Annotated in this window: 14 protein-coding genes; 10 read left to right on the top strand and 4 right to left on the bottom strand. The window is 74.2% G+C overall.

What is annotated here, in order from left to right:
• Positions 1-2162, top strand: a 2162-nt coding sequence (locus tag ACFW1I_RS32890; protein WP_384676830.1) for an FG-GAP-like repeat-containing protein, incomplete at its 5' end; no start/stop codon positions are given.
• Between the two features lie 167 nt (positions 2163-2329).
• Entirely contained in the window at positions 2330-4561 is a 2232-nt protein-coding gene (locus ACFW1I_RS32885) for an FG-GAP repeat domain-containing protein (protein WP_384676828.1), read from the top strand.
• On the opposite strand, the gene ACFW1I_RS32880 is transcribed toward ACFW1I_RS32885, so the two are convergent.
• Positions 4555-4989, bottom strand: a complete 435-nt coding sequence (locus tag ACFW1I_RS32880) for an ATP-binding protein (protein ID WP_384676826.1) — start codon at positions 4987-4989, stop codon at positions 4555-4557. The two genes, ACFW1I_RS32885 and ACFW1I_RS32880, sit on opposite strands and share 7 nt — an antisense overlap.
• A gap of 91 nt (positions 4990-5080) precedes the next feature.
• Between ACFW1I_RS32880 and ACFW1I_RS32875 the strand changes: the two genes are divergently transcribed.
• A complete protein-coding gene (locus ACFW1I_RS32875; RefSeq protein WP_384676824.1) occupies positions 5081-5944 on the top strand; it encodes a Scr1 family TA system antitoxin-like transcriptional regulator in 864 nt (287 codons plus the stop codon).
• Positions 5941-6186, top strand: coding sequence for a DUF397 domain-containing protein (locus ACFW1I_RS32870; protein ID WP_384676822.1), 246 nt, complete (start codon positions 5941-5943; stop codon positions 6184-6186). Before ACFW1I_RS32875 ends, ACFW1I_RS32870 begins: the two co-directional genes overlap by 4 nt.
• Here ACFW1I_RS32870 and ACFW1I_RS32865 read toward each other — a convergent pair.
• Positions 6170-6535 carry a hypothetical protein gene (locus tag ACFW1I_RS32865; RefSeq protein ID WP_384676821.1) on the bottom strand — a complete coding sequence of 122 codons (366 nt, stop codon included), beginning with the start codon at positions 6533-6535 and terminating at the stop codon, positions 6170-6172. The genes ACFW1I_RS32870 and ACFW1I_RS32865 overlap by 17 nt on opposite strands.
• Before the next feature lie 144 nt (positions 6536-6679).
• Here ACFW1I_RS32865 and ACFW1I_RS32860 point away from each other — a divergent pair, with 144 nt between their 5' ends.
• Positions 6680-8731 carry a protein kinase gene (locus ACFW1I_RS32860; RefSeq protein ID WP_384676819.1) on the top strand — a complete coding sequence of 684 codons (2052 nt, stop codon included), beginning with the start codon at positions 6680-6682 and terminating at the stop codon, positions 8729-8731.
• Between the two features lie 4 nt (positions 8732-8735).
• Complete coding sequence (locus tag ACFW1I_RS32855) at positions 8736-11498, top strand: ABC transporter substrate-binding protein (protein ID WP_384676817.1); 2763 nt, start codon at positions 8736-8738, stop codon at positions 11496-11498.
• Here the strand turns inward: ACFW1I_RS32855 and ACFW1I_RS32850 are convergent.
• Together ACFW1I_RS32850 and ACFW1I_RS32845 are read right to left on the bottom strand one after the other, a co-directional pair.
• Entirely contained in the window at positions 11480-11890 is a 411-nt protein-coding gene (locus ACFW1I_RS32850; RefSeq protein ID WP_384676815.1) for a Zn-ribbon domain-containing OB-fold protein, read from the bottom strand. The two genes, ACFW1I_RS32855 and ACFW1I_RS32850, sit on opposite strands and share 19 nt — an antisense overlap.
• Entirely contained in the window at positions 11890-12339 is a 450-nt protein-coding gene (locus ACFW1I_RS32845; RefSeq protein WP_384676813.1) for a DoxX family membrane protein, read from the bottom strand. The genes ACFW1I_RS32850 and ACFW1I_RS32845 overlap by 1 nt, the downstream gene beginning before the upstream one ends.
• A 159-nt stretch (positions 12340-12498) precedes the next feature.
• Between ACFW1I_RS32845 and ACFW1I_RS32840 the strand changes: the two genes are divergently transcribed.
• The 4 genes from ACFW1I_RS32840 to ACFW1I_RS32825 all read left to right on the top strand — a co-directional run bounded on the left by ACFW1I_RS32840 (position 12499) and on the right by ACFW1I_RS32825 (position 20545).
• On the top strand, positions 12499-13668 hold the full coding sequence (locus ACFW1I_RS32840; protein ID WP_384676811.1) for a flavin-containing monooxygenase: 1170 nt from the start codon (positions 12499-12501) through the stop codon (positions 13666-13668).
• Between the two features lie 169 nt (positions 13669-13837).
• Positions 13838-16060 (top strand): acetate--CoA ligase family protein, encoded by a 2223-nt coding sequence (locus ACFW1I_RS32835; RefSeq protein ID WP_384676809.1) that lies wholly within the window; start codon positions 13838-13840, stop codon positions 16058-16060.
• Positions 16061-16067: 7 nt separating this feature from the next.
• Positions 16068-16853: an enoyl-CoA hydratase/isomerase family protein gene (locus ACFW1I_RS32830; RefSeq protein ID WP_384676807.1), complete on the top strand. Its 786-nt coding sequence runs from the start codon at positions 16068-16070 to the stop codon at positions 16851-16853.
• 74 nt (positions 16854-16927) lie between these two features.
• Positions 16928-20545 (top strand): hypothetical protein, encoded by a 3618-nt coding sequence (locus ACFW1I_RS32825; protein WP_384676805.1) that lies wholly within the window; start codon positions 16928-16930, stop codon positions 20543-20545.
• The last annotated feature ends 206 nt before the right edge of the window (positions 20546-20751 follow it).

Raw genomic sequence — 20751 nt, 5'->3', positions numbered from 1 at the left:
CCACCGGCGCGGCCGCCGCCGCGCCGCACTCGCTCTCCGCCGACGCGGCCGGCGCGGCGGAGCAGACGGAGCCCTTCGTCATCTCCGCCGACGCGCATCTGCGCAGCTCGGGTTCGGCCGGTTTCGTGACCTCCACCTACCACGAAACGGTGGCCACCACCTACCAGTGGAACAGGACCGCCGACGGCACCGTGATCGCCCTGCCGCCCGTGGCGCGCGGCCAGGCGGCTCCCCGGGCGGCCGTCGACGGCGAGCGCGTCGCGATGCGCACGTCGGCCACCGCCTACCGGATCCTGGACATGGCGGGCGGCGCGCCCGTCGACCTCGACGTCTCCGCCGTCGGCTCGGCCGGGGAGCTGTGGGAGTTCACCGGCGACACCCTCGTCATGCGGAAGTCCGAGGGGTACGGCGTCACCAGCCTGCACCTCTTCTCCAAGGCCGGCGACACGACCGTGCACCGCGTGGTGACGGGCCTGCCCGCCGACGCGAGCATCGCGCGGACGGCGTACTCCTCCGGCGACCTCGCCGTCCAGTACCGCGGCACGGTGGCCGGCAGGACCGAGGAGCGCCTGGCCGTCGTCGACCTCGCGACCGCGAAGGTCGTCGAGAACCGGACCGTGCCCGGCTTCTACCCGAACTCCGACATCGCGCTCACGGCCACCCACGTGGCCTGGGCCACGGGAGGCGGCGCGACCGCCATCACCCTGGTGACCGCCCCCCGGGACGGCTCCCAGCCGCCGACGCGGCGCACCACGCTGCCGGCCGGCGGCGCCTTCCTGGACCTGCGCCTGACGGGCGACTGGCTCCTGCACAACTCGGCGTTGGGCGCCGCGGGCCTGTCGGCCGTCTCCCTCAAGGACGGCACGACCCTCACCGGTCTGCTCCGGAACGCGGTGTACTTCCACAGCTCCGGCGACGGCGTGATGACCCAGGGCTCCACGGCGGAGGGCGCTGTGGGTGTCTACCGGATCGCTCCCGGCGCCGACGGCCGGCCCGCCGTGACCCTGGTGGCAAACATCGGCGCGACCACGCCGACGACGGTGGTGACCCAGCAGACGCCCGCGACCGCCGACTTCCGCCGGGCCGGCTCGACGGCGACGCTGCGGTGGACGTACGGCCGCAGCGACCTGTGGGTGGACCTGCGGGTGACCCACAAGGCGACGGGCCAGACCTGGAACAGCTACAAGAGGCTCTCCGGCACGGCCACCGAGGCCGCCTTCGCCTGGGACGGCGCCTACTCCGACAGGTCGGCCGCCCGAAACGGCGACTACACGTGGAAGATGGTCGCCACCCCGCTCAGCGGCGTCGGCGGCACGGTCGAACGGACCGGCACCCTCCGGGTCGACAGCGGCGTGGCCGCGCACGGCTACTCCGACACCGGCTCCGCCGACCTGCTCGTGCGGAACGACTGGGGTCGCCTCCTCTCGTACAACGTCCGGCAGTTCACCGACCCCCGGGATCCCGACTGGATGCAGGTCCCGCACGGCGGCGGCTGGTACGTGTACGACCGGCTGCTGTCCGCCGGGAACCTCGACGCGAGCCCCTACTCCGACGTCCTCGCCCGCGAGAAGTCGACCGGTGTGCTGTGGTTCTACTCGGGCAGGGGCACCACGCTCGCCCAGCGGACCCAGGTCGGCGGCGGGTGGAACGCGTACGACAAGCTGGCGGCGGGCTCCGACCTGACCGGCGACGGCCGCCCCGACCTGGTCGCCACCGACAAGAGCGGCGTCCTGTGGCTGTACAAGGCCACCGGCGACGGCACCAAGCCCTTCGCCCCGCGCAAGCGGATCGGCGGCGGCTGGGGCGCCTACAACCTCCTCACCGCCCCCGGACACCTCGGCGGCGCGAGCGCCGGCGACCTCCTCGCCCGCGACCGCGACGGCGTCCTGTGGCTCTACCTCGGCAAGGGGGACGGCACCTTCGCTCTCCGCACCCGCATCGGAGGCGGCTGGGGCGCCTTCCACCAGATCGTCAACATCGGCGACGCCGACCGCGACGGCCGCGCCGACCTGATCGCGGAGAGCGGAACGAAGCGGGATCCCTGGATCACCCTCTACAAGGGCACCGGCGACTGGAGGGCCCCCTTCGGTCCCGGCAAGAACATCGGCACACCGCCGTACGCCACCGACGACACCATCCGCCCCCGCGCCCTTCCCTTCTGATCGGCCCGCTCCGCCTCCGAGGAACACCCCCGTGAGGCGGACACACCTCGCCACCCGCCGCCCAGCGACTGGTGCGCCCCCTTTCGAAGGAGCCGTGACGGCCCCCGGGCAGGACCCGAAGCCGTCCGTCCTCGACCTCCTCATCCGACCCCGGAGTCACCCACCTCATGAGGCACCACAGAGCCACCGCCCCGCGCCTCCTCGGCGCGGCCGTCGCCGTCACCCTCGCGGTCACCGCGGGCGGCCTGACCTCCCCGGCCGTCGCGGCCGGTCCGGCGACCGCGAACGCGACCTCCGAGCAGCAGGAGGTCTTCTCCCTGCCGCCCGGCACGCTGGCGCTCCCCGGCGGCCCGACCGGCTTCCTGGCGCGCCACCCGGAGAGTTCGGGGTACGCCTACACGTGGGTGCGGTACGACGGGACCCGGACTCCGCTGCCGGAAGGCAGGTACGGGGTAAGCGCCGGCACGGACTTCGTCGTCCGGATCGGCGACACCAGCCGCACCGTGATCGACATGGCCTCGGGCGCCGAGGTCGCCACCTACGACGGCCTCCCCGCCGTCGGGACCTACCGGACGATGCACCACCAGGGCACCTCGCTCGTCATCGCGGGCTACCAGGGCGTGCGCGTCCTGAGCAAGAACGCCCAGGGCGGAACCGTGGACCGCGAGGTGACCGGCATTCCCGCGGGCGCCGAGATCCGGGGCACGGGCATCAACGACCCGGACGCCTTCCTCGTCCAGTATTCCGTGACGAAGGACGGCGTGACGGCGTACACGATGGCGGTCGTGGACGTCGCCTCCGCGTCCGTGGTGGAGACGTACGCCCCGCAGGGCGTGTCCGACGGCCGTCCCATGACCCTGTCGCGGACGCACGTGGCCTGGGTGGAGCAGGACGACGACGACCAGGCCCGACTGGTCGTGGCCGTCCGGGGCACGTCCCAGGTCACCCGCACCGCCCTCCCCGGCCTCGACGCCGCGGCCCGGATATCCCTGCGCATCACGGGCGACCGACTCGTGTACGTCCGGATCGGCGCCGCCACCCGCTGGAGCACGGGCATCTTCGACCGCCCGGTCTCCGTCCCGCTCTCGAACCCCGCCGAGACGACCGCCCTCCCCCTCGCCCACGCCGCGTTCGTCGTCCCGGCCGCCGACGGGTCGCTGCTCGTCTCCGGCGGCACGCTCGACCAGGGCGAGGGCCTGTACCGGATCACGCCCGGCGCCCCGGGAGCCCTGCCCACCGTGTCGCAGGTGGCCACCACCGGCGTGCCGACCGTCCTCACCGCCGTGGCGGAGACCCCGCCCCCGACCGGCACGGTCGACTTCGACCAGGCGGGCGGGAAGCTGTCCGCCGTCTGGAAGTTCAGCCGGTCCAACGCGCGCGTCAGCCTGAAGCTGACCCACACCGCCACCGGCCGTTCCGCCCTCGTCAAGGGCGTGGCGCCGGGCTACGACAACCCCGAGTTCCGCGCGGACTGGGACGGCCTCCTCGCCACCAAGTACCCGGCGCACCCGGGCGCGTACACCTGGACCATGAGGGCCGAACCCGCCAACGGCATCGGCCCGGCCGTCGAGCGCACCGGCTCCTTCACCCTGACCCGCGCTCCCCGGCCGCACGACTACGACGGCAACGGCTCGCCGGACGTCCTCAACCGTTCCGGCGGCGGCGTCCTGTCCTCGTACGACCTGGGGCAGCTGCGGCGCCTCACGTACCGTGAGCCCGAGACGGAGACGCGGATCGGCGGCGGGTGGAACGCGTACGACCGGATCACCGCCACCGGCAACACCGGCGGCACCCCCGCCCCGGACCTCGTCGCCCGGGACGGCGCCGGCGTGCTCTGGTGGTACGCCGGCAAGGGCGACGGCACCTTCGCCACCCGCGCCCGGGTCGGCGGCGGCTGGAACACGTACGACAAGCTCACCGGCGGCTCGGACGTGACCGGCGACGGCCGCCCCGACCTCCTCGCCGCCGACAAGGCCGGCGTCCTGTGGCTCTACCCGGGCACCGGCAGCGCCGCGGCCCCCTTCGCCGCCCGCAAGCGGGTCGGCGGCGGCTGGGGCGCCTACAACCTCCTCTCCGCCACCGGCGATCTCGGCGGGGCCACCGCCGGAGACCTCGTCGCCCGTGACCGGGACGGCGTCCTGTGGCTGTACCTCGCCAAGGGCGACGGCACCTTCGCGCCCCGGACCCGGATCGGCGGCGGCTGGAACACGTACGACGAGGTCATCGGCGTCGGTGACATCGACGGCGACGGCCGCAACGACCTGCTCGCGAAGGGCGCGATCCACCAGACCGGCGAGGATCTGTACGTCTATCGCGGCACGAGCCAGTGGCGGACTCCGCTCCAGCCGGCCGAGGCGGCGTCCGAGAGCTGGCCGGAGTGGCCGCGCGACATCTACTGACGCGGACACCCGCCGGTCAGCGGGACGGTCGCCCAGACCGTCTTGCCGACCGTGCGGGGCTTGACGCCCCAGGTGGTGGTGAGGGTGGCTACGAGGAGGAGTCCGTAGCCACCCTCGTCGGGGTTCCGGCACGGTAACGGGCGGCGTTCGGCCCGCGCGTCGGAGAGTTCGATCGTCACGTGGTCGCCCGTGCGCTCCATGCGGAGCTCGAAGTCCCGGCCCGGGACCCGGCCGTGCTGGACCGCGTTGTTCGCCAGCTCGGCCACCACCAGCTCCGCCGCCTCCGCCGCCTCGCCCGTGACGCCCCAGTCCCGCAGCTGGTGCGCGGCAAGCAGGCGGGCCAGGCGCGCGCCCCGGGGCGTGGGGCTCAGTCGCAGCGCGAACTCCGGCGCGCGCTCGCTTCTTTGAGGGGTGATTTCCGGCTTCATGCCGTCGAGAGTGGCGCCCCCGCCGTACGCTGACCAGCAGCGACGCCACGACGCTGGGTAACTGTACGGGTACGCCAAGAGGGCGGTACGGATGTCGGGGAAGCACGAGGAGCGGCCGGAGAAGCCCTCCGAAGTGGACGGTACGGCGCACTTGTTCAAGGCGCTGGGGAAAATCATCAAGGTGCTGCGCACGAACGCGGGGCTGAGCCAGGCGCAGCTCGCGTTGGCCACGCATTGCGGCGAGGACCTCATCTCCTCGATGGAGCGGGGTGTCCGGATCCCGCAGCCCGAGTTCCTGTTGCGGGCGGAGACCGCGTTGAACGCGGGGGGTGTGCTGGCGGCGGCCGTGGAGGATACGGAGAAGGCGCTGGCCCGGGCGCGGACACGGCACCCCGACTGGTTCCAGAGCTTCGCGAAGGAGGAGGCACGGGCGCTGGCCGGGCATTACTACGCGGTGCAGGCGGTACCGGCCATTCTTCAGACACCCGCGTACGCGCGCTCGTTGTTCGAGCACCGTCGCCCCATGCTGGACGAGGAGACGATCGAGACACGGATCGCCGGCCGCATCTCGCGGCAGGCGCTCTTCGAGCGCTGGCCCGCACCGACGCTTACCTTCCTACTGGAGGCGGCCGTCCTGCTCCGGCCCTTCGGCGGACCGGAGATCCACCGGGAGCAGCTGCGGCGCATCCTGGAGGTTGGCCAGCGCCGGACAGTGGAGCTACAGATCCTTCTGCTGGACAGGGACGAACACCCTTACTTGGACGGCGCTTTCACCCTGCTGACGCCACCAGGGCGGCGGGAGGTCGCGTACACCGAGATCTACGGCCACGCCCGTCTCATCACCGACCCGAATGAGGTTCGCCTCTTTTCCGAGCGGTATGGAATCCTGCGCTCACAGGCACTCACCAAGCGGGAGTCCCTGACCTGGATCGAGAAACTGCTGGGAGAACGATGAGCACCGCGGATCTTGCCTGGTTCAAGAGCAGCTACAGCGGCCCCGAAGGCGGGGAGTGCATCGAGGTCGCTTACGACTGGCGTAAGTCCAGCTACAGCAGCGCCGAAGGCGGCGAGTGCGTAGAGGTCGCCGCTCACCCCACCACCATCCACGTCCGCGACTCCAAGAACCCCCACGGCCCCCAGCTCACCGTCGCCCCGACGGCCTGGGCAACCTTCGTCGAGGTCACCTCGCAGGCATAGGCCCGCCCTGCCCCCTCCGTAGAGCCTCCCTGAGCGTCGGCCAGGGGGGCTCTCCGTCGTCCAGGACGTCCAGGATCACGTCCAGTACCTCCGGCGGCAGCGACTCCTTGTAGCTCGCCACGTCCAGGACCGGGATCAGGACGACCGCGTCCGGGTCGAGGACGGTGTCCAGGACGCCGTGCGGGACCGGAAGGACCTCGATCCAGTCGTTGCCGTGCTCGTCCGTGACGGACATCGGATTGAGGCGCAGGACGGGGTGCTGGAGTCCCAGGCGGAGGCTGAAGCGGCGCCGGGAGGGGGGTTTCGTCTTGCGGTACGCGTACACGATGTCGCCGGGTGCGGGTCGCATACCGCCCAGGGTCGGGCCTCGGGGTGGCGGAGGGAAGAACTCCAGCCGTCCGGCCCGCCCCCTTCCGGCCACTTCAACCACGGCCCGGTAACAACGCCTTGACGGCAATTCAGACCGCGATCGCACTGAGCTACCCTGTGGCCCATGCAGGGGGAATTGGAAAACGACTCTAGTTTGCGCGGCAGCGGCGCGATGCCGCTCGACGCGGACGACCCGCGCCGGATCGGCGCCTTCCGCCTGCTCGGCGTGCTCGGGTCCGGCGGAATGGGGCGGGTCTATCTGGGCGCCGTCCCGGGGACGTACGCGGCGGTCAAGCGGGTGCTGCCGACGCTCGCCGAGGACAAGGACTTCCTGAGCCACTTCGGGCACGAGCTGGACAACCTGGCGCGGCTGCCCGCCGGGGCCAGCACGAAGCTGCTGGCGAGCGACCGGCTCGCCAAGCCGCCGTGGTTCGCCACCGGGTTCATCCCGGGCGTGACGCTCAACGACGCGCTGCGGCTCAACAACGGGCCGCTGCCGGCCGACGCGCTGTGGCGGCTGCTGCGGGAGGCGGCGGCGGGGCTGCGGACCGTGCACGCGGCCGAGATGGTGCACCGGGACCTCAAGCCGTCCAATGTGATGCTGACCGGGAGCGGGCTCTCGCTCATCGACTTCGGGGTGGCGCGGGCGGCGGACCAGAGCCGGCTCACCAAGACCGGCATGATCATCGGGACGCCCGCCTACATGGCGCCCGAACAGGCCGTCGCCGACAAGCAGTTGACCGGCGCGGCGGACGTCTTCGCGCTCGGCAGCCTCGTCCTGTACGCGGCGAACGGGCGCCCTCCGTTCGGCGACGGCTCCGGGCACGACCTGCTCTACCGGGTCGTGCACGGCGAGCCCGACTTCGGACGGCTCGCGGAGACGGACCCCGACCTCGCCGATCTCGTCCGCACCTGCCTGGCCAAGGACCCCGAGGACCGGCCCACCGCGACCGAGCTCGTCGGGCACGCGGACGCGCGGGCCGCCGGGGTCGACTGGCCGGAGCCGGTGGCGGCGCGGATCGCCGAGCGGACCGCCTTCGCGGCCGGGGCGCCGACCGCCGAGGCGCTGGCCGAACTGGAGGCCGCCGACCCCTCGAAGGACGTCGCCACGGCCCCGCTGACCCCTCAGCCGGCCGTCCCGCCGCCGGCCGACACCGCGTACACCCTCGACGGGCGGCCGGCGGGCGGGCGCGACCACCGGCGGCGGAACCGGATCGTCATGATGGCCGTGCCCGTCGTGATCACCACCGGTACGACGCTGACGCTGGCCCTGGGCCCGTACGAACTCGGCCGCGCGGGCGCGGAGGAACGCCCCTCCGCCTCCCCGACGGCCGTGCTCTCCCCCTCCGGGCTGCCGCCGTCCCCGGCCGCGCCCGGGGCGAAGCCGTCGGCGTCCTCCGCCAAGCCGTCCGCCACGAAGCCGTCGGCCCCGGCGGCGACCTCCTTGCCTCCCGGGGCCCCGCCGCCGCCCGTCGACGGGGGCGGAGCCGTCACCGGCGGGGGCTCGTCCACCACGAACGGCGGGGGCGGCAGCGGCAGTGGGGACGGCGGCACGTCGTCGTCCGGCGGCTCCACCGGCACGTCGGGCGGCACGACCTCCGGCGGGACGACGTCCGGGGGTTCCTCCGGGGGTTCCTCCGGGGGTACGACCTCCGGCGGCTCCACCTCCGGCGGGACGACCACCACCGGGCCGACGACCACCGCGCCCCGCCCCACCACGGCCGCGCCCAAGCCGTCGACCGGCACCGGCGGCGGCTCGACGCCCTCGGGGACGTACTCCCTGGAGAACGCGGCCAGCGGCGAGTGCCTGGGCGAGTACGACGCCGGCTACACCGTCGTCGCCAACACCTACGCGTGCGGGTCCACCGGCGGCATCGGCACGCCGATCCACTACGCCTGGACCTACGCCTCCAACGGCGACGGCACCTTCCGGCTGGTCAACAAGGAGACCGGGCACTGCCTCCAGCCCGCGGGCAACCCGACCCCCAGCGCCGCCGTCTGCAACGGCTCCAGCGCCCAGTCCTGGAAGATCCACGCCACCATGTCCGCCGGGCGGACCATCAAGAACGTGAACAACGGGCAGTGCATGGTCGGCGGCCCGCCGTTCCTGACGTTCGCCGCGTGCGACGGAGGCAAGCGGTCCCAGCTCTGGAGGAACGTCAGCGCGATAAGTTGACGCCATGAGGGGGACGTTGCTGGAGGGGCGGTACCGGCTGGCCGGGCAGGTCGGGGCCGGCGGCATGGGGGTCGTCCGGGAGGCCCGGGACGAGCGGCTCGGGCGGACGGTCGCCGTGAAGCTGCTCGCCGTGCCCGAGGGCACGGCGGAGGCCGACCGCGCCCGGCTCTTCGCGCTGTTCCGGCGCGAGGCGCGGGCCGCGGCCGTCCTGGAGAGCTCCTTCATCGTCACCCTGTACGACCACGGGACCGCCCGCGACGACGAGACCGGGCAGGAGATCCCGTACCTCGTCATGCCGCTGCTGAAGGGGCGGACGCTCGCCGCCCTGCTGCGCGACGAGGGCCCCCTCCCGCCCGGCACCGCCGCCCGGCTCGGCGCGCAGGTGTGCCGGGCGCTCGCCGTCGCCCACCGGGGCGGGGTGGTGCACCGGGACATCAAGCCGGGGAACGTCTTCCTCACCGACGAGGGCATGGTGAAGGTCCTCGACTTCGGCGTCGCCACCTTCGTCGACGCCGGCACCCACCGGCTGACCCGCACCGGCGACGGGCCGATCGGCACGGCCCTCTACATGGCGCCGGAGCGCTTCCGCGAGGGCCCGGAGGACCCCCGCGGGGACCTCTACTCGCTGGGCTGCCTGCTGTACGAACTCCTCACCGGCCGCCCGCCGTTCACCTCCGGCAGCGTGGCCGCGCTCATCCACCACCACCTCCACGAAACCCCGGTCCCGGTCGAGCACCACCGCCCGGACCTGCCGCCGCCGCTCGCCGCACTGATCGCCGAACTCCTCGCGAAGGACCCGGAGTCCCGCCCCCAGGCCGAGAAGGCGGCGGACCGCCTGGACGCCCTGGCGAGCCCGTCGCCGGCGCCGCCCGCGGGCCAGGACCAGGACCCGGTGGCCGCCCCGGCCGCCCCGGCCCCCGCGCCCACCACCTCGTACGTCATCGCGCCTCCCGCCACCCCGGCCGAGGCACCGTCCCGCGGACGGCTCTCCCGCCGGGGGCTCCTCTCCGCCGTCGCCGCCGTGGCGGTCGGCGGGGGCGGCGCGACCTGGGGACTCATCGAAGCCTTCGACCAGGACGGCAAGGGCGGTAGCGGCGGGCAGGAGGGGCCCGGCAAGGGCGGCGCCTCGCCCGGAGCGTCCGGCGCCGCCGGACCCGCCGTGTACGACGTCCCCCGTGGCACCGCCGCCGACTCGCGCGGACCGGCGCCGGCCGCCGCCGAGGCGCGCCGGGGCGGCGAGGTGACCGTGCTGGGCACCCTCCCGCCGCAGTACAGCCCGCTGACGTACGCGCCGCGGGCGCCGAGCGTCGGCCAGCTGCGGCTGCTCCTCTTCCGCGCGCTCACCGGCTACCGGCGTACGGAGAAGGGGCAGCTCCTCGTCGGCGACCTCGCGACCGACCCGGGACGGACCGAGGACTCGGGGCTGACCTGGACGTTCACGCTGAAGGAGGGCATGCGGTACGAGGACGGGTCCGCCGTCGTCGCCGCCGACCTCGTCCGCGCGCATGACCTCGTGCTGAGGGACCCGGACGGCCGGGAGGAGGAGACGGGGCGGGCGAACTCCCTCGCCGTCCTCCTCGGAGCCACGGTCGAGAAGGTCGAGGCGCCCGACGCCCGCACGGTCGTCTACCGCCTGAGGAAGGCGGACACCGGCTTCCCCCACCTCCTCGCGGGACCGCCGGGGTCGCCCGTCCCTCCGGGCGACGCGCGCAAGGGCACCAAGGCGGCGCCCCGGCTCGCCTCCGGCCCGTACCGGGTCGAGAAGAGCCCGGAGGTGGACGGCGACGAGGCCCCGGTCCTGGCCCGGAACCCGCACTGGGACGCGGCATCGGACCCGATCCGCAGCGCCTTCCCGGACCGGTACCGCTTCGAGATCCAGGAATCCTCGGGCGACGAGCTCGCCCGGCAGGTCGCTTCCTCACCGGCGAACCGCCCGGCCATCGCCCTCGACGAGGGCGTCGGCGCCGACGCGTCCGCCTCGGGGCTGCGCACCGAGCGGGCGGGCGACGGGCGCCTCCTGTTCTACGTGGTCAACACCCGGGCGGTGAAGGACAAGGCCGTACGCCAGGCACTGGCCCAGGCGTTCCCGCACCGGGACGTCATCGACGCCCACAACACCGACGAGGGCTCCGACCTCCTCGCGCCCCAGACCCGGCTGCTGACCCCGGGCATCCGTGGCCACCGCCCCGACGGCACGACCGGGCGCGCCGGACCGACCGGCAACGGCGACCTGGAGCGGGCGCGGGCGACGCTGGAGGGGGCGAACCGGACGGAGTACCCGGTCACCATCGCGTACTCGCGGAACGACACGGCGGACCAGTTCAGGGCGGAGGCCCTCGCCGCCGGCCTGGGCAGGGCGGGCTTCGAGGCGACGGCGAAGGAGCTGCCGGGTGACGCCTTCACGGGGGACGGCGGGGTCGGCGGGGACGACACGGTCCAGCTGTACGCGGTCGTCACCGCCCCGAGCTCCCCCGACCCGTCGAAGACCTTCCGCTTCCTCTTCGACACGCGCCTCCCGGACGGCCACGGGCTGGGCCGCTTCGACGACGCCGCCCTGCACACCGCCATCGACCAGGCGACGCGCACGCAGGACAGCGGCGCCCAGGCCCGCGCCTGGGCCGCCGTGGACGACCTCCTCGTGGCAGAGGGGGTGGTGATCCCGGTGGCCCGCTGGGAGTGGCACCTGCCCCACGGGACGGGTCTGAAGGGCGTCACGAAGGACGGCCTCGGCCTCTCCCTGGCGACGGCCTACGTGACGACCGGCTGAGCGGCGGTGAAGACGGGGACGGCTACCCCGTCCTCCCCCGTGCGGAAGGCGACCGTGAGCGGCAGGTCCACGCGGAGGTCCGCCGCCGCCACGTCCACCACCTCCGTCATCATGCGGGTGCCCTCGGCCAGGTCCACCACCGCCGCCACGTAGGGGACCCGGGCGCCGAACGGCGGGAGGTCGTTGCGGTGGACGACGGACCAGGTGTGGAGGGTGGCCAGGCCGGACGCGTGCTCCCAGGTCACGTCCTCGCTCCAGCAGTGGGGGCAGAACTCGCGGGGGTAGTGGTGGGGGCGGGCGCAGGCACGGCAGCGGCGGATCAGGAGGCGGCCCTCGGCGGCGGCGTCCCAGTAGGGGCGGGTGAAGGCGTCGATGTCCGGGGTGGCCGTCATCAGAAGAGTCCGATCGCGGAGTCGAGGGACCAGGTCTGCCAGGACATCGCGAAGAGGGCCACCAGGGAGATCAGCGCCATCATCGCGTTCTGCCCCTGCTCGGCCCAGTCGTGGATCATCAGGACGAGGTAGAGGAGGTTGAGCAGGAGGCCGGCGGCGAGGGCGATCGGGGTGAGGAGGCCGGTGACCAGGCCGAGGCCGAGGGCGAGTTCGGCGTAGACGACGACGTACGCCATCAGCTTGGGGCGGGGGGCGACGACCGTCTCGAAGCCGGTCCTGACCGCCGTCCACCGGTGCTTGCCGGCCACGTCCGCCGCCCAGGCGATGCCCGTGCCGCGCTCGAACCAGCCCTTGCGGTCCTTGTGGCGCCAGCTCTCCAGCCACCACAGGCCGAGGCCGATGCGGAGGACGGCGAGCCATTCGGCGCCGGTGAGCCAGACGGTCTGCATGGGTGGTCCTCCTCGGCGTACCCCGGAGATCTGACGGTACGTCAGTTCAGCGCAGCGCCCCCGCCCTCCGCAAGGGGTCGGCGCGCGTGACCGTTTCGCAACCGAAATTCCCTCTTGGTCGAGACCCACTGCGTGTACACGTCATTACGCTCAGCATTCATGGTCACCACCCCCCAAGAGCCGGTGTACGTCATCGGCGCCGGCCCCGGCGGGCTCGCGGTCGCCGCCACCCTGCGCGCCCGCGGCGTCCGCGCCGTCGTCCTGGAGAAGTCCGGGGCCGTCGGCACCTCCTGGCGCGGCCACTACGACCGGCTGCGGCTGCACACCACCCGGCGCCTCTCCGGCCTGCCCGGGCTGCGGATACCCCGCGCGTACGGCCGCTGGGTCGCCCGCGCCGACCTGGTCCGCTATCTGGAGGCGTACGCCGAGAAGCACGAGCTGGACGTCGTCACCGGCGTCGAGGTGCACCGGATCGAGCGCGCGGAGGACGGCACCGGCGGCTGGGTGCTGCACGCGACCGGCGGGCGGCGGCTGACCGGCCGGGCCGTCGTCGTCGCCACCGGCTTCAACCACACCCCGCGCGTGCCGGGCTGGCCCGGGCTCGACACGTACGAGGGCGACCTGGTGCACGCCCGCGAGTACCGGAACCCGGAGCCGTACGCCGGGAAGGACGTGCTGGTCGTCGGCATCGGCAACACCGGCGCCGAGATCGCCGCCGACCTCGCCGAGGGCGGTGCGGGCCGGGTCCGGATCGCCGTCCGCACCGCCCCGCACATCCTCCGCCGCACCACGGCCGGCTGGCCCGCCCAGCGCAGCGGCATCCTCGTCCGGCGGCTTCCGGTCGGCCTGGTGGACCTGCTCGGCCGGGGCGTCGCCCGCTTCGTCTCGCCCGACCTCACCGCGCACGGGCTGCCCCGCCCGGACACCGGCCTCGCCAGCCGCGTCCGGGACGGTGCAATCGCCGTCCAGGACGTCGGCCTCGTCGCCGCCCTCCGGGCCGGGAAGGTCGAGGTCGTGGCGGCCGTCGAGGCCCTGGAGGGCCGCGAGGTGCTGCTCGCCGACGGCACCCGGATCGCCCCGGACGCGGTGATCGCCGCCACCGGCTACCGCCGCGCCCTCGAACCCCTCGTCGGCCACCTCGACGTCCTCGACGACCGCGGCCGTCCGGTCGTGCGCGGCGCCCACAGCCCGCGCCACGCGCCGGGGCTGTACTTCACCGGCTTCACCAACCCGATCTCCGGGATGCTCAGGGAGCTGGCCATGGACGCGGAGCGGATCGCGCGGCGGATCGCCCGGACGAAGCCCCGGAAGAAGCCCCGGAAGAAGTAGCCGCCCCCCACGGAAGACCACCGAGGACCACCGAGGACCCCGCCCCCGGCGGGGTCTTCGTGCTTCCTCCGCACCGCCCCATTCCTGACTGGCCGTCAGTTCTGTAATCTGACTAGGCGTCAGGTCACTTGTCCGGGACGCGTCCTGCACGGAAGGGCGGAGCGCAACCATGCTTGGATCGACTCACGGCACCTTCACCACCGGTCTGCGCGCCCGCGTGGAAGCCTGCGGGGAGGCGCCCCGCGCCGCCGTCCACGGGCAGGCCGCCGCGCCCGGCGACCGGGACGTCAGCGGGCGGGCGCTGTACGCCGAGGTCCCCGACCTCGACCGCTTCTTCCGGCCCCGGTCCGTCGCCGTCGTCGGCGCCTCCGACGCCGAGGGCCGGCCCAACACCGGCATCACGAGACAGCTGCTCGCCTGGGCCGAGCGGGTCGGCGCGGAACTGATCCCCGTGCACCCGACCCGCACCGCCGTCTTCGGCATCGACTGCGTGCCGTCCGTGAAGGACCTCGCCGGGCCCGTGGACCTGGCCGTCCTGCTGGTCGCCGACCCGCTGCCCGTCGTCGAGGAGCTGGGCGGGGCCGGGGTGCGGTTCGCGGTCGCCTTCGCCTCCGGTTTCGCCGAGACCGGCGCCGACGGGGCCGCCGCGCAGCAGCGGCTCGCCGAGGCCGTGCGCCGCAGCGGCGTCCGGCTCCTGGGGCCCAACACCAACCTCAACGCCTTCGAGCGCTTCCGCGACGACCTCGAAGGCCCCGCCGTCGCCCTCATCACCCAGTCCGGACACCAGGGCCGGCCCGTCTTCACCCTCCAGGAGCTGGGCGTCCGGCTCTCCCACTGGGCGCCGACCGGCAACGAGGCCGACCTGGAGACCGCCGACTTCCTCTCGTACTTCGCCTCCCTGCCGGAGGTCGGCGCCATCGCCGCGTACGTGGAGGGGCTCAAGGACGGGCGCTCCTTCCTGCTCGCCGCCGACCGCGCCGCCCGCGAGGGCGTGCCGGTGGTGGCCGTGAAGGTCGGCAGGACCGAGACCGGGGCCCGCACCGCCGCCTCGCACACCGGGAAGCTGACCGGCGCGGACCGGGTCGTGGACGCGGCCATGCGGCAGTTCGGGGTGATCCGGGTCGACGGGCTCGACCAGCTCCAGGACACCGCCGCCCTCCTCGCCCGCGCCCGCAGGCCGCTCGCCGAAGGGGTCGTCGTCTACTCGATCTCCGGCGGCACGGGCGCCCACTTCGCCGACCTGGCGACCGCCGCCGGCCTGACCCTGCCCACGCTCCCGCGGGCGAAGCAGGACGAGCTGCACCAGTGGATCCCGGAGTACCTCGGCGTCGCCAACCCCGTCGACAACGGCGGCCACCCGGTCGGCGACTGGCGCGGCCGGAAGATCATCGACGCGATCCTCGCCGACCCGTCGGTGGGCGTGCTGATCTGTCCCATCACCGGCCCCTTCCCGCCCATGAGCGACAAGCTCGCGCAGGACCTGGTGGAGGCCGCGGAGGCCACCGACAAGCTGGTGTGCGTGGTGTGGGGCTCCCCCGTCGGCACCGAGGACGCCTACCGGACCACCCTCCTCGGCTCCTCCCGCGTCGCCACCTTCCGCACCTTCGCCAACTGCATCGGCGCGGTGAAGGCGTACCTCGACCACCACCGCTTCACCGCCGGCTACCGCTCCCCCTTCGACGAGGCGCCCCGCACCCCTTCCCCGTCCTTCCGCAAGGCGCAGGCCCTGATGCGGCCCGGGCAGCGGCTCAGCGAGCACGCGGCGAAGCAGCTGCTGCGCGCGTACGGCGTCCGCGTGCCGCGCGAGCAGCTGGTGACGAGCGCGGCGGCCGCCGTCCGGGCCGCGGGGCTCGTCGGCTACCCGGTGGTGATGAAGGCGTCCGGCGCCCAGCTCGCCCACAAGACCGAACTGGGCCTGGTGAAGGTCGGGTTGACGTCGGCGAGCCAGGTCAGGGACGCGTACCGGGACCTCACCGACATCGCCCGCTACGAGCAGATCGACCTCGACGGCATCCTCGTCTGCCAGATGGTGGGGAAGGGCGTCGAGATGGTGGTCGGGGTGACCCGCGACGACCTCTTCGGCCCGACCGTCACCGTCGGCCTGGGCGGGGTGCTGGTCGAGGTCCTGAACGACACCGCCGTCCGCGTACCCCCCTTCGGGGAGCGCGAGGCCCGCTCGATGCTGGACGAGCTGCGCGGCAGGGCGCTCCTCGACGGCGTGCGCGGCGCCCCGCCGGCCGACGTCGACGCGCTGGTCGAGGTCGTGCTCCGGGTCCAGCGGATGGCCCTCGAACTCGACGGCGACCTCGCCGAACTGGACATCAACCCGCTGATGGTGCTGCCGCGCGGCCAGGGCGCGGTGGCGCTGGACGCGCTCGCGGTCTGCCGATAGGAGCCCCATGTCCGAGGTCCTGCACACGGTCGAGAACGGCGTCTCGTGGATCACCCTCAACCGCCCCGAGGCGATGAACGCGGTCACCTGGGAGCAGCGGGAGCGGATCATCGCCCTGCTGGCGGAGGCGTCCGCCGACGCGTCCGTGCGCTGCGTGGTGATCACCGCCACCGGCCGGGGCTTCTGCGCGGGCGCGGACCTGCGGGGATCGCCCTCCCTCGGGGACCAGGTCGCCGGCGACGTGGCCCGGATGATCCGGCAGGGCGCGCAGCGCTTCATCGCGGCCGTCCTGGACTGCGAGAAGCCGGTGATCGCGGCGGTGAACGGCACGGCGGCGGGCATCGGCGCGCACCTGGCCTTCGCCTGCGACCTGGTGCTCGCGGCGGAGTCCGCCCGCTTCGTGGAGGTGTTCGCCCGCCGGGGCCTGGTCCCCGACGGCGGCGGCGCCTACCTCCTCCCCCGCCTGATCGGCCCCCAGCGCGCCAAGGAGCTGATGTTCTTCGGCGACGCGCTGCCGGCGGCGGAGGCGCGAGCGATGGGCCTGGTGAACCGCGTGGTCCCGGCGGACGCCCTGGAGAAGACCGCCCGAGCCTGGGCGGAACGCCTGTCCCAGGGCCCCACCCGCGCCCTCGCCCTCACGAAACAGCTGGTCAACGCCTCCCTGGACACCGACCGCGCGACCGCCTTCGCGGCCGAGGCGACGGCCCAGGAGCTGAACATGACGACCCGCGACGCGCGGGAGGGCGTGGCGAGCTTCGTGGAGCGGCGGGAGGCGCGGTACGAGGGGCGATAACGGGTCGGCGGCCGTCGTACCCGCCCGTAGAGTGTGGCCCGCATATGCCACACCGCTCCGGGGGGAACGGAAGAATGCCGAACTTCGCGCGCTCGCGCGGCAGATCCAGACGTCTGCACCCGAGATCCACCAGAAACCTGCTCCTCGTCCCCGCCCTGCTGGCGGCCCTCGCGGCCCCGCTGCTGCCGGCGGGGACGGCCCTGGCGGCGACGCCGTCACCGACGACGGCCGCGCCCTCGGCGGCACCGGCGGAGACGGACCCGACGCCGGAACCGTCGACGACGACGGACCCGACGCCCACGGACCCGACGCCCGAGCCCACGCCGACGGCCGAGCCGACACCGACGGAGACGTGCCCGGCCCTCGCGCTCACTCCGTTGGGCGCCCCCGGCGATCCGGGCGGCAGGGTCACGCTGGAAGGACGCGGCACCGCGTGCTTCACGGTCACGGTGGAGAAGCCGGGCCCGCACCGGATGCTCGTCGACGGACAGCACGCCTACCCGTCGCTGTACGCCGGCGAGTCCCAGGTCGACTGCGACTCCTACGCCTACCGCGACACCTGGTGCGAACTCGCCGCCGGAACGTACACGCTCCGTCTCGCCACCGGCGACTGGGAAGCCCGCGAGACCCACGTGTCGCTCGTCCCGCTGATGGCCGTGCCCGGCTGCCCGGGCATCCCCGGCACCGGGTACGACACGCCCCCGGCGACCGGCACCGGCGTCGGCCCGACGGGCGTCGTCTGCCACTCCTTCGCCGCCGCGCCGGGCGACCGCGTCACCCTCGCGGGCATGCCCGGCAGCGAGCTGACGGGCCCTGCCTGGATCACCGACGACACCGGCCGCCGCATCTGCCCCTCCTCCAGCCCCGACGGCGGCGACGGCTGTGTCCTGCCCGGGAGTTCCGGCGGCTACCGCGTCCTCGGCATCGCCGCCGACCCGCAGGACGGGGCAGCCGCCCCGTACACCCTCACGGTCCGCCGGCTGTCCGACCCGGTGGGCTGCGCCCCCGTGGCCGTGACCGCCTACGGGTCCGCCCCCGCGGCGGCCGCGCCCGAGACCGGGTGCAGGACGTTCACCCCGGCCACGAGCGGCCGCTACGACGTGGAGACGGTGGGCCCCGACCGTCAGCCCGGCGGCAGGAAGGTGTACGCCCCCGACGGCAGGACGGCCTGCGCGGAGGGGCTCTTCTGCGCGCTCACCGCGGGCGTCCCGTACACCGTCGTCACCGACGCGGCCGTCCGCGTCCTCGACCGCGCCTCCACCGAGGGCTGCGCGAGCGACGTGACGCTCGCGGCCCCGTACCAGGGGACGTTCGACGCGCGGGGCGCGGTGGACTGCCTGCACCTGCCGGTGCCGCAGGGCGCCCACCTCGCCGTCCTCACCGACGGCTCCGCCGACCTCACGGTCGTCGACGCGAACGGCGCGCCTCTCTGCGACAGCGGCCTGTCCGACGGCACCTGTGTGCTGGGCGGCACCGCCCCGTACCGCGTGCTGGTCGCCAAGAGGTACCTGGACGCCGAGTCCGACGTCTACCGGCTCGTCGTCCACCGCACCGACACCGCGAGCACCTGCCGCACCTTCCTGCCCGGCGACTTCACGGCGAACCCCGTCCGGATGGGTGTGCGGACCGGCGGGGGCGTCTTCGCCGACTGCCTGACCATCCCGGCCGACGCGCACAGCGCCCGCGAGCTGACGCAGATCCAGCGGGTCGCGGGCACCGAGGGCGCCTGGGTCACCGTCCTCGACGCGACCGGCAAGAAGAGCTGCGCGATCAGCACCTTCGCCAGCACCTGGACGACCTGCGTCCTGACGCCCGGCCTCGCGCACACCGTCCTGCTCCAGGGCGGCGACGCGCCGGCCGAGTACGCGCTGACGCGCCGCGACCTGACCGCTTCGGCACGCGGCTGCGTGACGACTCCGGCCGTCGCGGTCGGCGGTCCGTCCACGGGCGGCGTCCCGGCCACGCCCGGCACCTTCCGGTGCCACCAGGTGACCACGACCGACGCGCGGGACACCCTGCACATGAACGCCCGGGACGTCCGGCAGACCGCCCGGCTCGCCGTGTACGACACCAACGGCGAGGCGCTCTGCGGGTACTTCACCCGCGGCTGTGCCGTCTCCGGCTCCACCCGCTACCAGGCGGTGGTCGTGGTGCGGGAGGGCGAGACGCCCGCGCCGGCCTACCGACTCGACGCCCTGCGGATCGGCACGGCCGCCGGGCCCGCGCCCGAGTGCGTCCGGGTCCCCAACGTCAGCTACGGCTTCGGCCCGCTGACCGGCACGCTGTCCGAGCAGAAGACGGCGGTCTGCGCCGTCCTGCCGACGGCGACGGACGACCGCTTCGACCTGAAGCTCACGCCGTCGGGAACCGTCGACCAGATGCCGACGCCGTGGCTCTACCACGACACGCCGCCGAAGAACGGCTGCGCGGAGATCTACGGAAGCACCGGCACGTACTACACGTGCGGCCTGACGTACGGCGCGACGGAGCGCGAGCCCCGTCCGAGCACGCTCGTGATCGGTCTGCCCGAGAACCCCGCCCAGGCCACCACGGCGCTGCGCGTCGAGGCCACCTGCGCGCGGAACCTGTGCGGTCCCGAGGCGTGGACGGCCGGCACCGTCGGCCCCGCCTCGGTCGGCAAGGGCCGGATCTCGCTGAAGGTCACCGGTACCGCCCTGCACGAGCTGGACAAGGTGTTCCTGTCGAGCCCGGACGGCAGCTTCCGGATCCTGTCGGCCGGCCTCACCGTCGCCGCCGACCGGCGGAGCGCGACGGCCGGCGTGGACCTGACGAACGCTCCGCTGGGGCCGCTGAACGTGACCGTGGTCCCGCGCTACGGCTCGTCGCAGCCGCGCGGCACCGTCACCGTCGTCACCGCCCTCCGCAACACCGCCGCCGCCTCCGTCTCGGGGACGGCCGTCGTCGGGGGGAAGGTGACGGCGAAGCCGGGGTCCTGGTCGCTGCCGGTGGACTCGCTGTCGTACCAGTGGCGGGCGAACGGGGTCGCCATCGCGGGGGCCACGGCCTCCACTTACACGATCCCGACCACCCTCCAGGGCAAGTCCCTCTCCGTCGCCGTCGTCGCCCGCAAGGCCGGGCACCCGACGCTGACCTCGACCAGCGCGGCCGTGACCGTGAAGGGCGTCGCGCCGAAGCCCACCACTCCGCCGTCCCTCTCCGGGGCCGTGCGGGTCGGGTCGAAGGTGTCGGCCGTGGCCGGGACCTGGTCGCCGGCGCCGACCTCGTACGCCTACCAGTGGCGCGCCGACGGCGTCGCGATCTCCGGCGCCACCGGCTCCACGTACACGCCGACCGCCGGCGTCCGCGGCAAGAAGCTGAGCGTGACGGTCACCGCGCACCGCACCGGGCACCTCAGCGGCTCCGCCACCACCGGCGCGGTCACGGTCGGCTACGGGCTCGCGCCCAGGGCGACCGCGGCCCCGTACCTCACGGGCACGGTGCGGGTCGGGTACACGCTCACCCTGAACCGCGGCACCTGGACGCCGGCGCCGACCTCGTACGCCTACCAGTGGTACGCCAACGGGCGGGCGATCAGCGGGGCGACCGGCACCGCCTTCAAGCTCGCCGGCGCCCAGCGCGGGCAGGCGATCACCGTGAAGGTCACCGCCCACCGGACCGGACACGTCTCCGGTTACGCGTGGACGAAGGCGACCGGCGCCGTCGCCGGATAGCGCGCGCCGCCGCCTCCCCGGGTGTTCCCATCTGACGCCGCGTCAGTTTCAATGACGGGCATGATGGGACACGCGGGGATGGCGGCCAGCGCCGTCCGACACCTGAGAGCGGCCGGGGGGCCCCCCGCCCGCCAAACCCACCCCCCCCCCCCCCCCCCGGGCGCGGGGGGGGGGGCGCGGGGGCGCGCCCCCCCCCCCCCCCGCGG

It is taken from the genome of Streptomyces sp. NPDC058955, from assembly GCF_042741435.1.
Classification (GTDB): Bacteria; Actinomycetota; Actinomycetes; order Streptomycetales; family Streptomycetaceae; genus Streptomyces.
Note: the sequence above shows the minus strand (reverse complement) of the source record. Positions and strands in the feature narration are given on the sequence as shown.

Excerpts from the sequence above, each read along its gene's own strand:
- ACFW1I_RS32885 (WP_384676828.1), top strand. The coding sequence starts at position 2,330 with ATGAGGCACCACAGAGCCACCGCCCCGCGCCTCCTCGGCGCGGCCGTC.
- ACFW1I_RS32880 (WP_384676826.1), bottom strand. The coding sequence starts at position 4,989 with ATGAAGCCGGAAATCACCCCTCAAAGAAGCGAGCGCGCGCCGGAGTTC.
- ACFW1I_RS32875 (WP_384676824.1), top strand. The coding sequence starts at position 5,081 with ATGTCGGGGAAGCACGAGGAGCGGCCGGAGAAGCCCTCCGAAGTGGAC.
- ACFW1I_RS32870 (WP_384676822.1), top strand. The coding sequence starts at position 5,941 with ATGAGCACCGCGGATCTTGCCTGGTTCAAGAGCAGCTACAGCGGCCCC.
- ACFW1I_RS32865 (WP_384676821.1), bottom strand. The coding sequence starts at position 6,535 with ATGCGACCCGCACCCGGCGACATCGTGTACGCGTACCGCAAGACGAAA.
- ACFW1I_RS32860 (WP_384676819.1), top strand. The coding sequence starts at position 6,680 with ATGCAGGGGGAATTGGAAAACGACTCTAGTTTGCGCGGCAGCGGCGCG.
- ACFW1I_RS32855 (WP_384676817.1), top strand. The coding sequence starts at position 8,736 with ATGAGGGGGACGTTGCTGGAGGGGCGGTACCGGCTGGCCGGGCAGGTC.
- ACFW1I_RS32850 (WP_384676815.1), bottom strand. The coding sequence starts at position 11,890 with ATGACGGCCACCCCGGACATCGACGCCTTCACCCGCCCCTACTGGGAC.
- ACFW1I_RS32845 (WP_384676813.1), bottom strand. The coding sequence starts at position 12,339 with ATGCAGACCGTCTGGCTCACCGGCGCCGAATGGCTCGCCGTCCTCCGC.
- ACFW1I_RS32840 (WP_384676811.1), top strand. The coding sequence starts at position 12,499 with ATGGTCACCACCCCCCAAGAGCCGGTGTACGTCATCGGCGCCGGCCCC.
- ACFW1I_RS32835 (WP_384676809.1), top strand. The coding sequence starts at position 13,838 with ATGCTTGGATCGACTCACGGCACCTTCACCACCGGTCTGCGCGCCCGC.
- ACFW1I_RS32830 (WP_384676807.1), top strand. The coding sequence starts at position 16,068 with ATGTCCGAGGTCCTGCACACGGTCGAGAACGGCGTCTCGTGGATCACC.
- ACFW1I_RS32825 (WP_384676805.1), top strand. The coding sequence starts at position 16,928 with ATGCCGAACTTCGCGCGCTCGCGCGGCAGATCCAGACGTCTGCACCCG.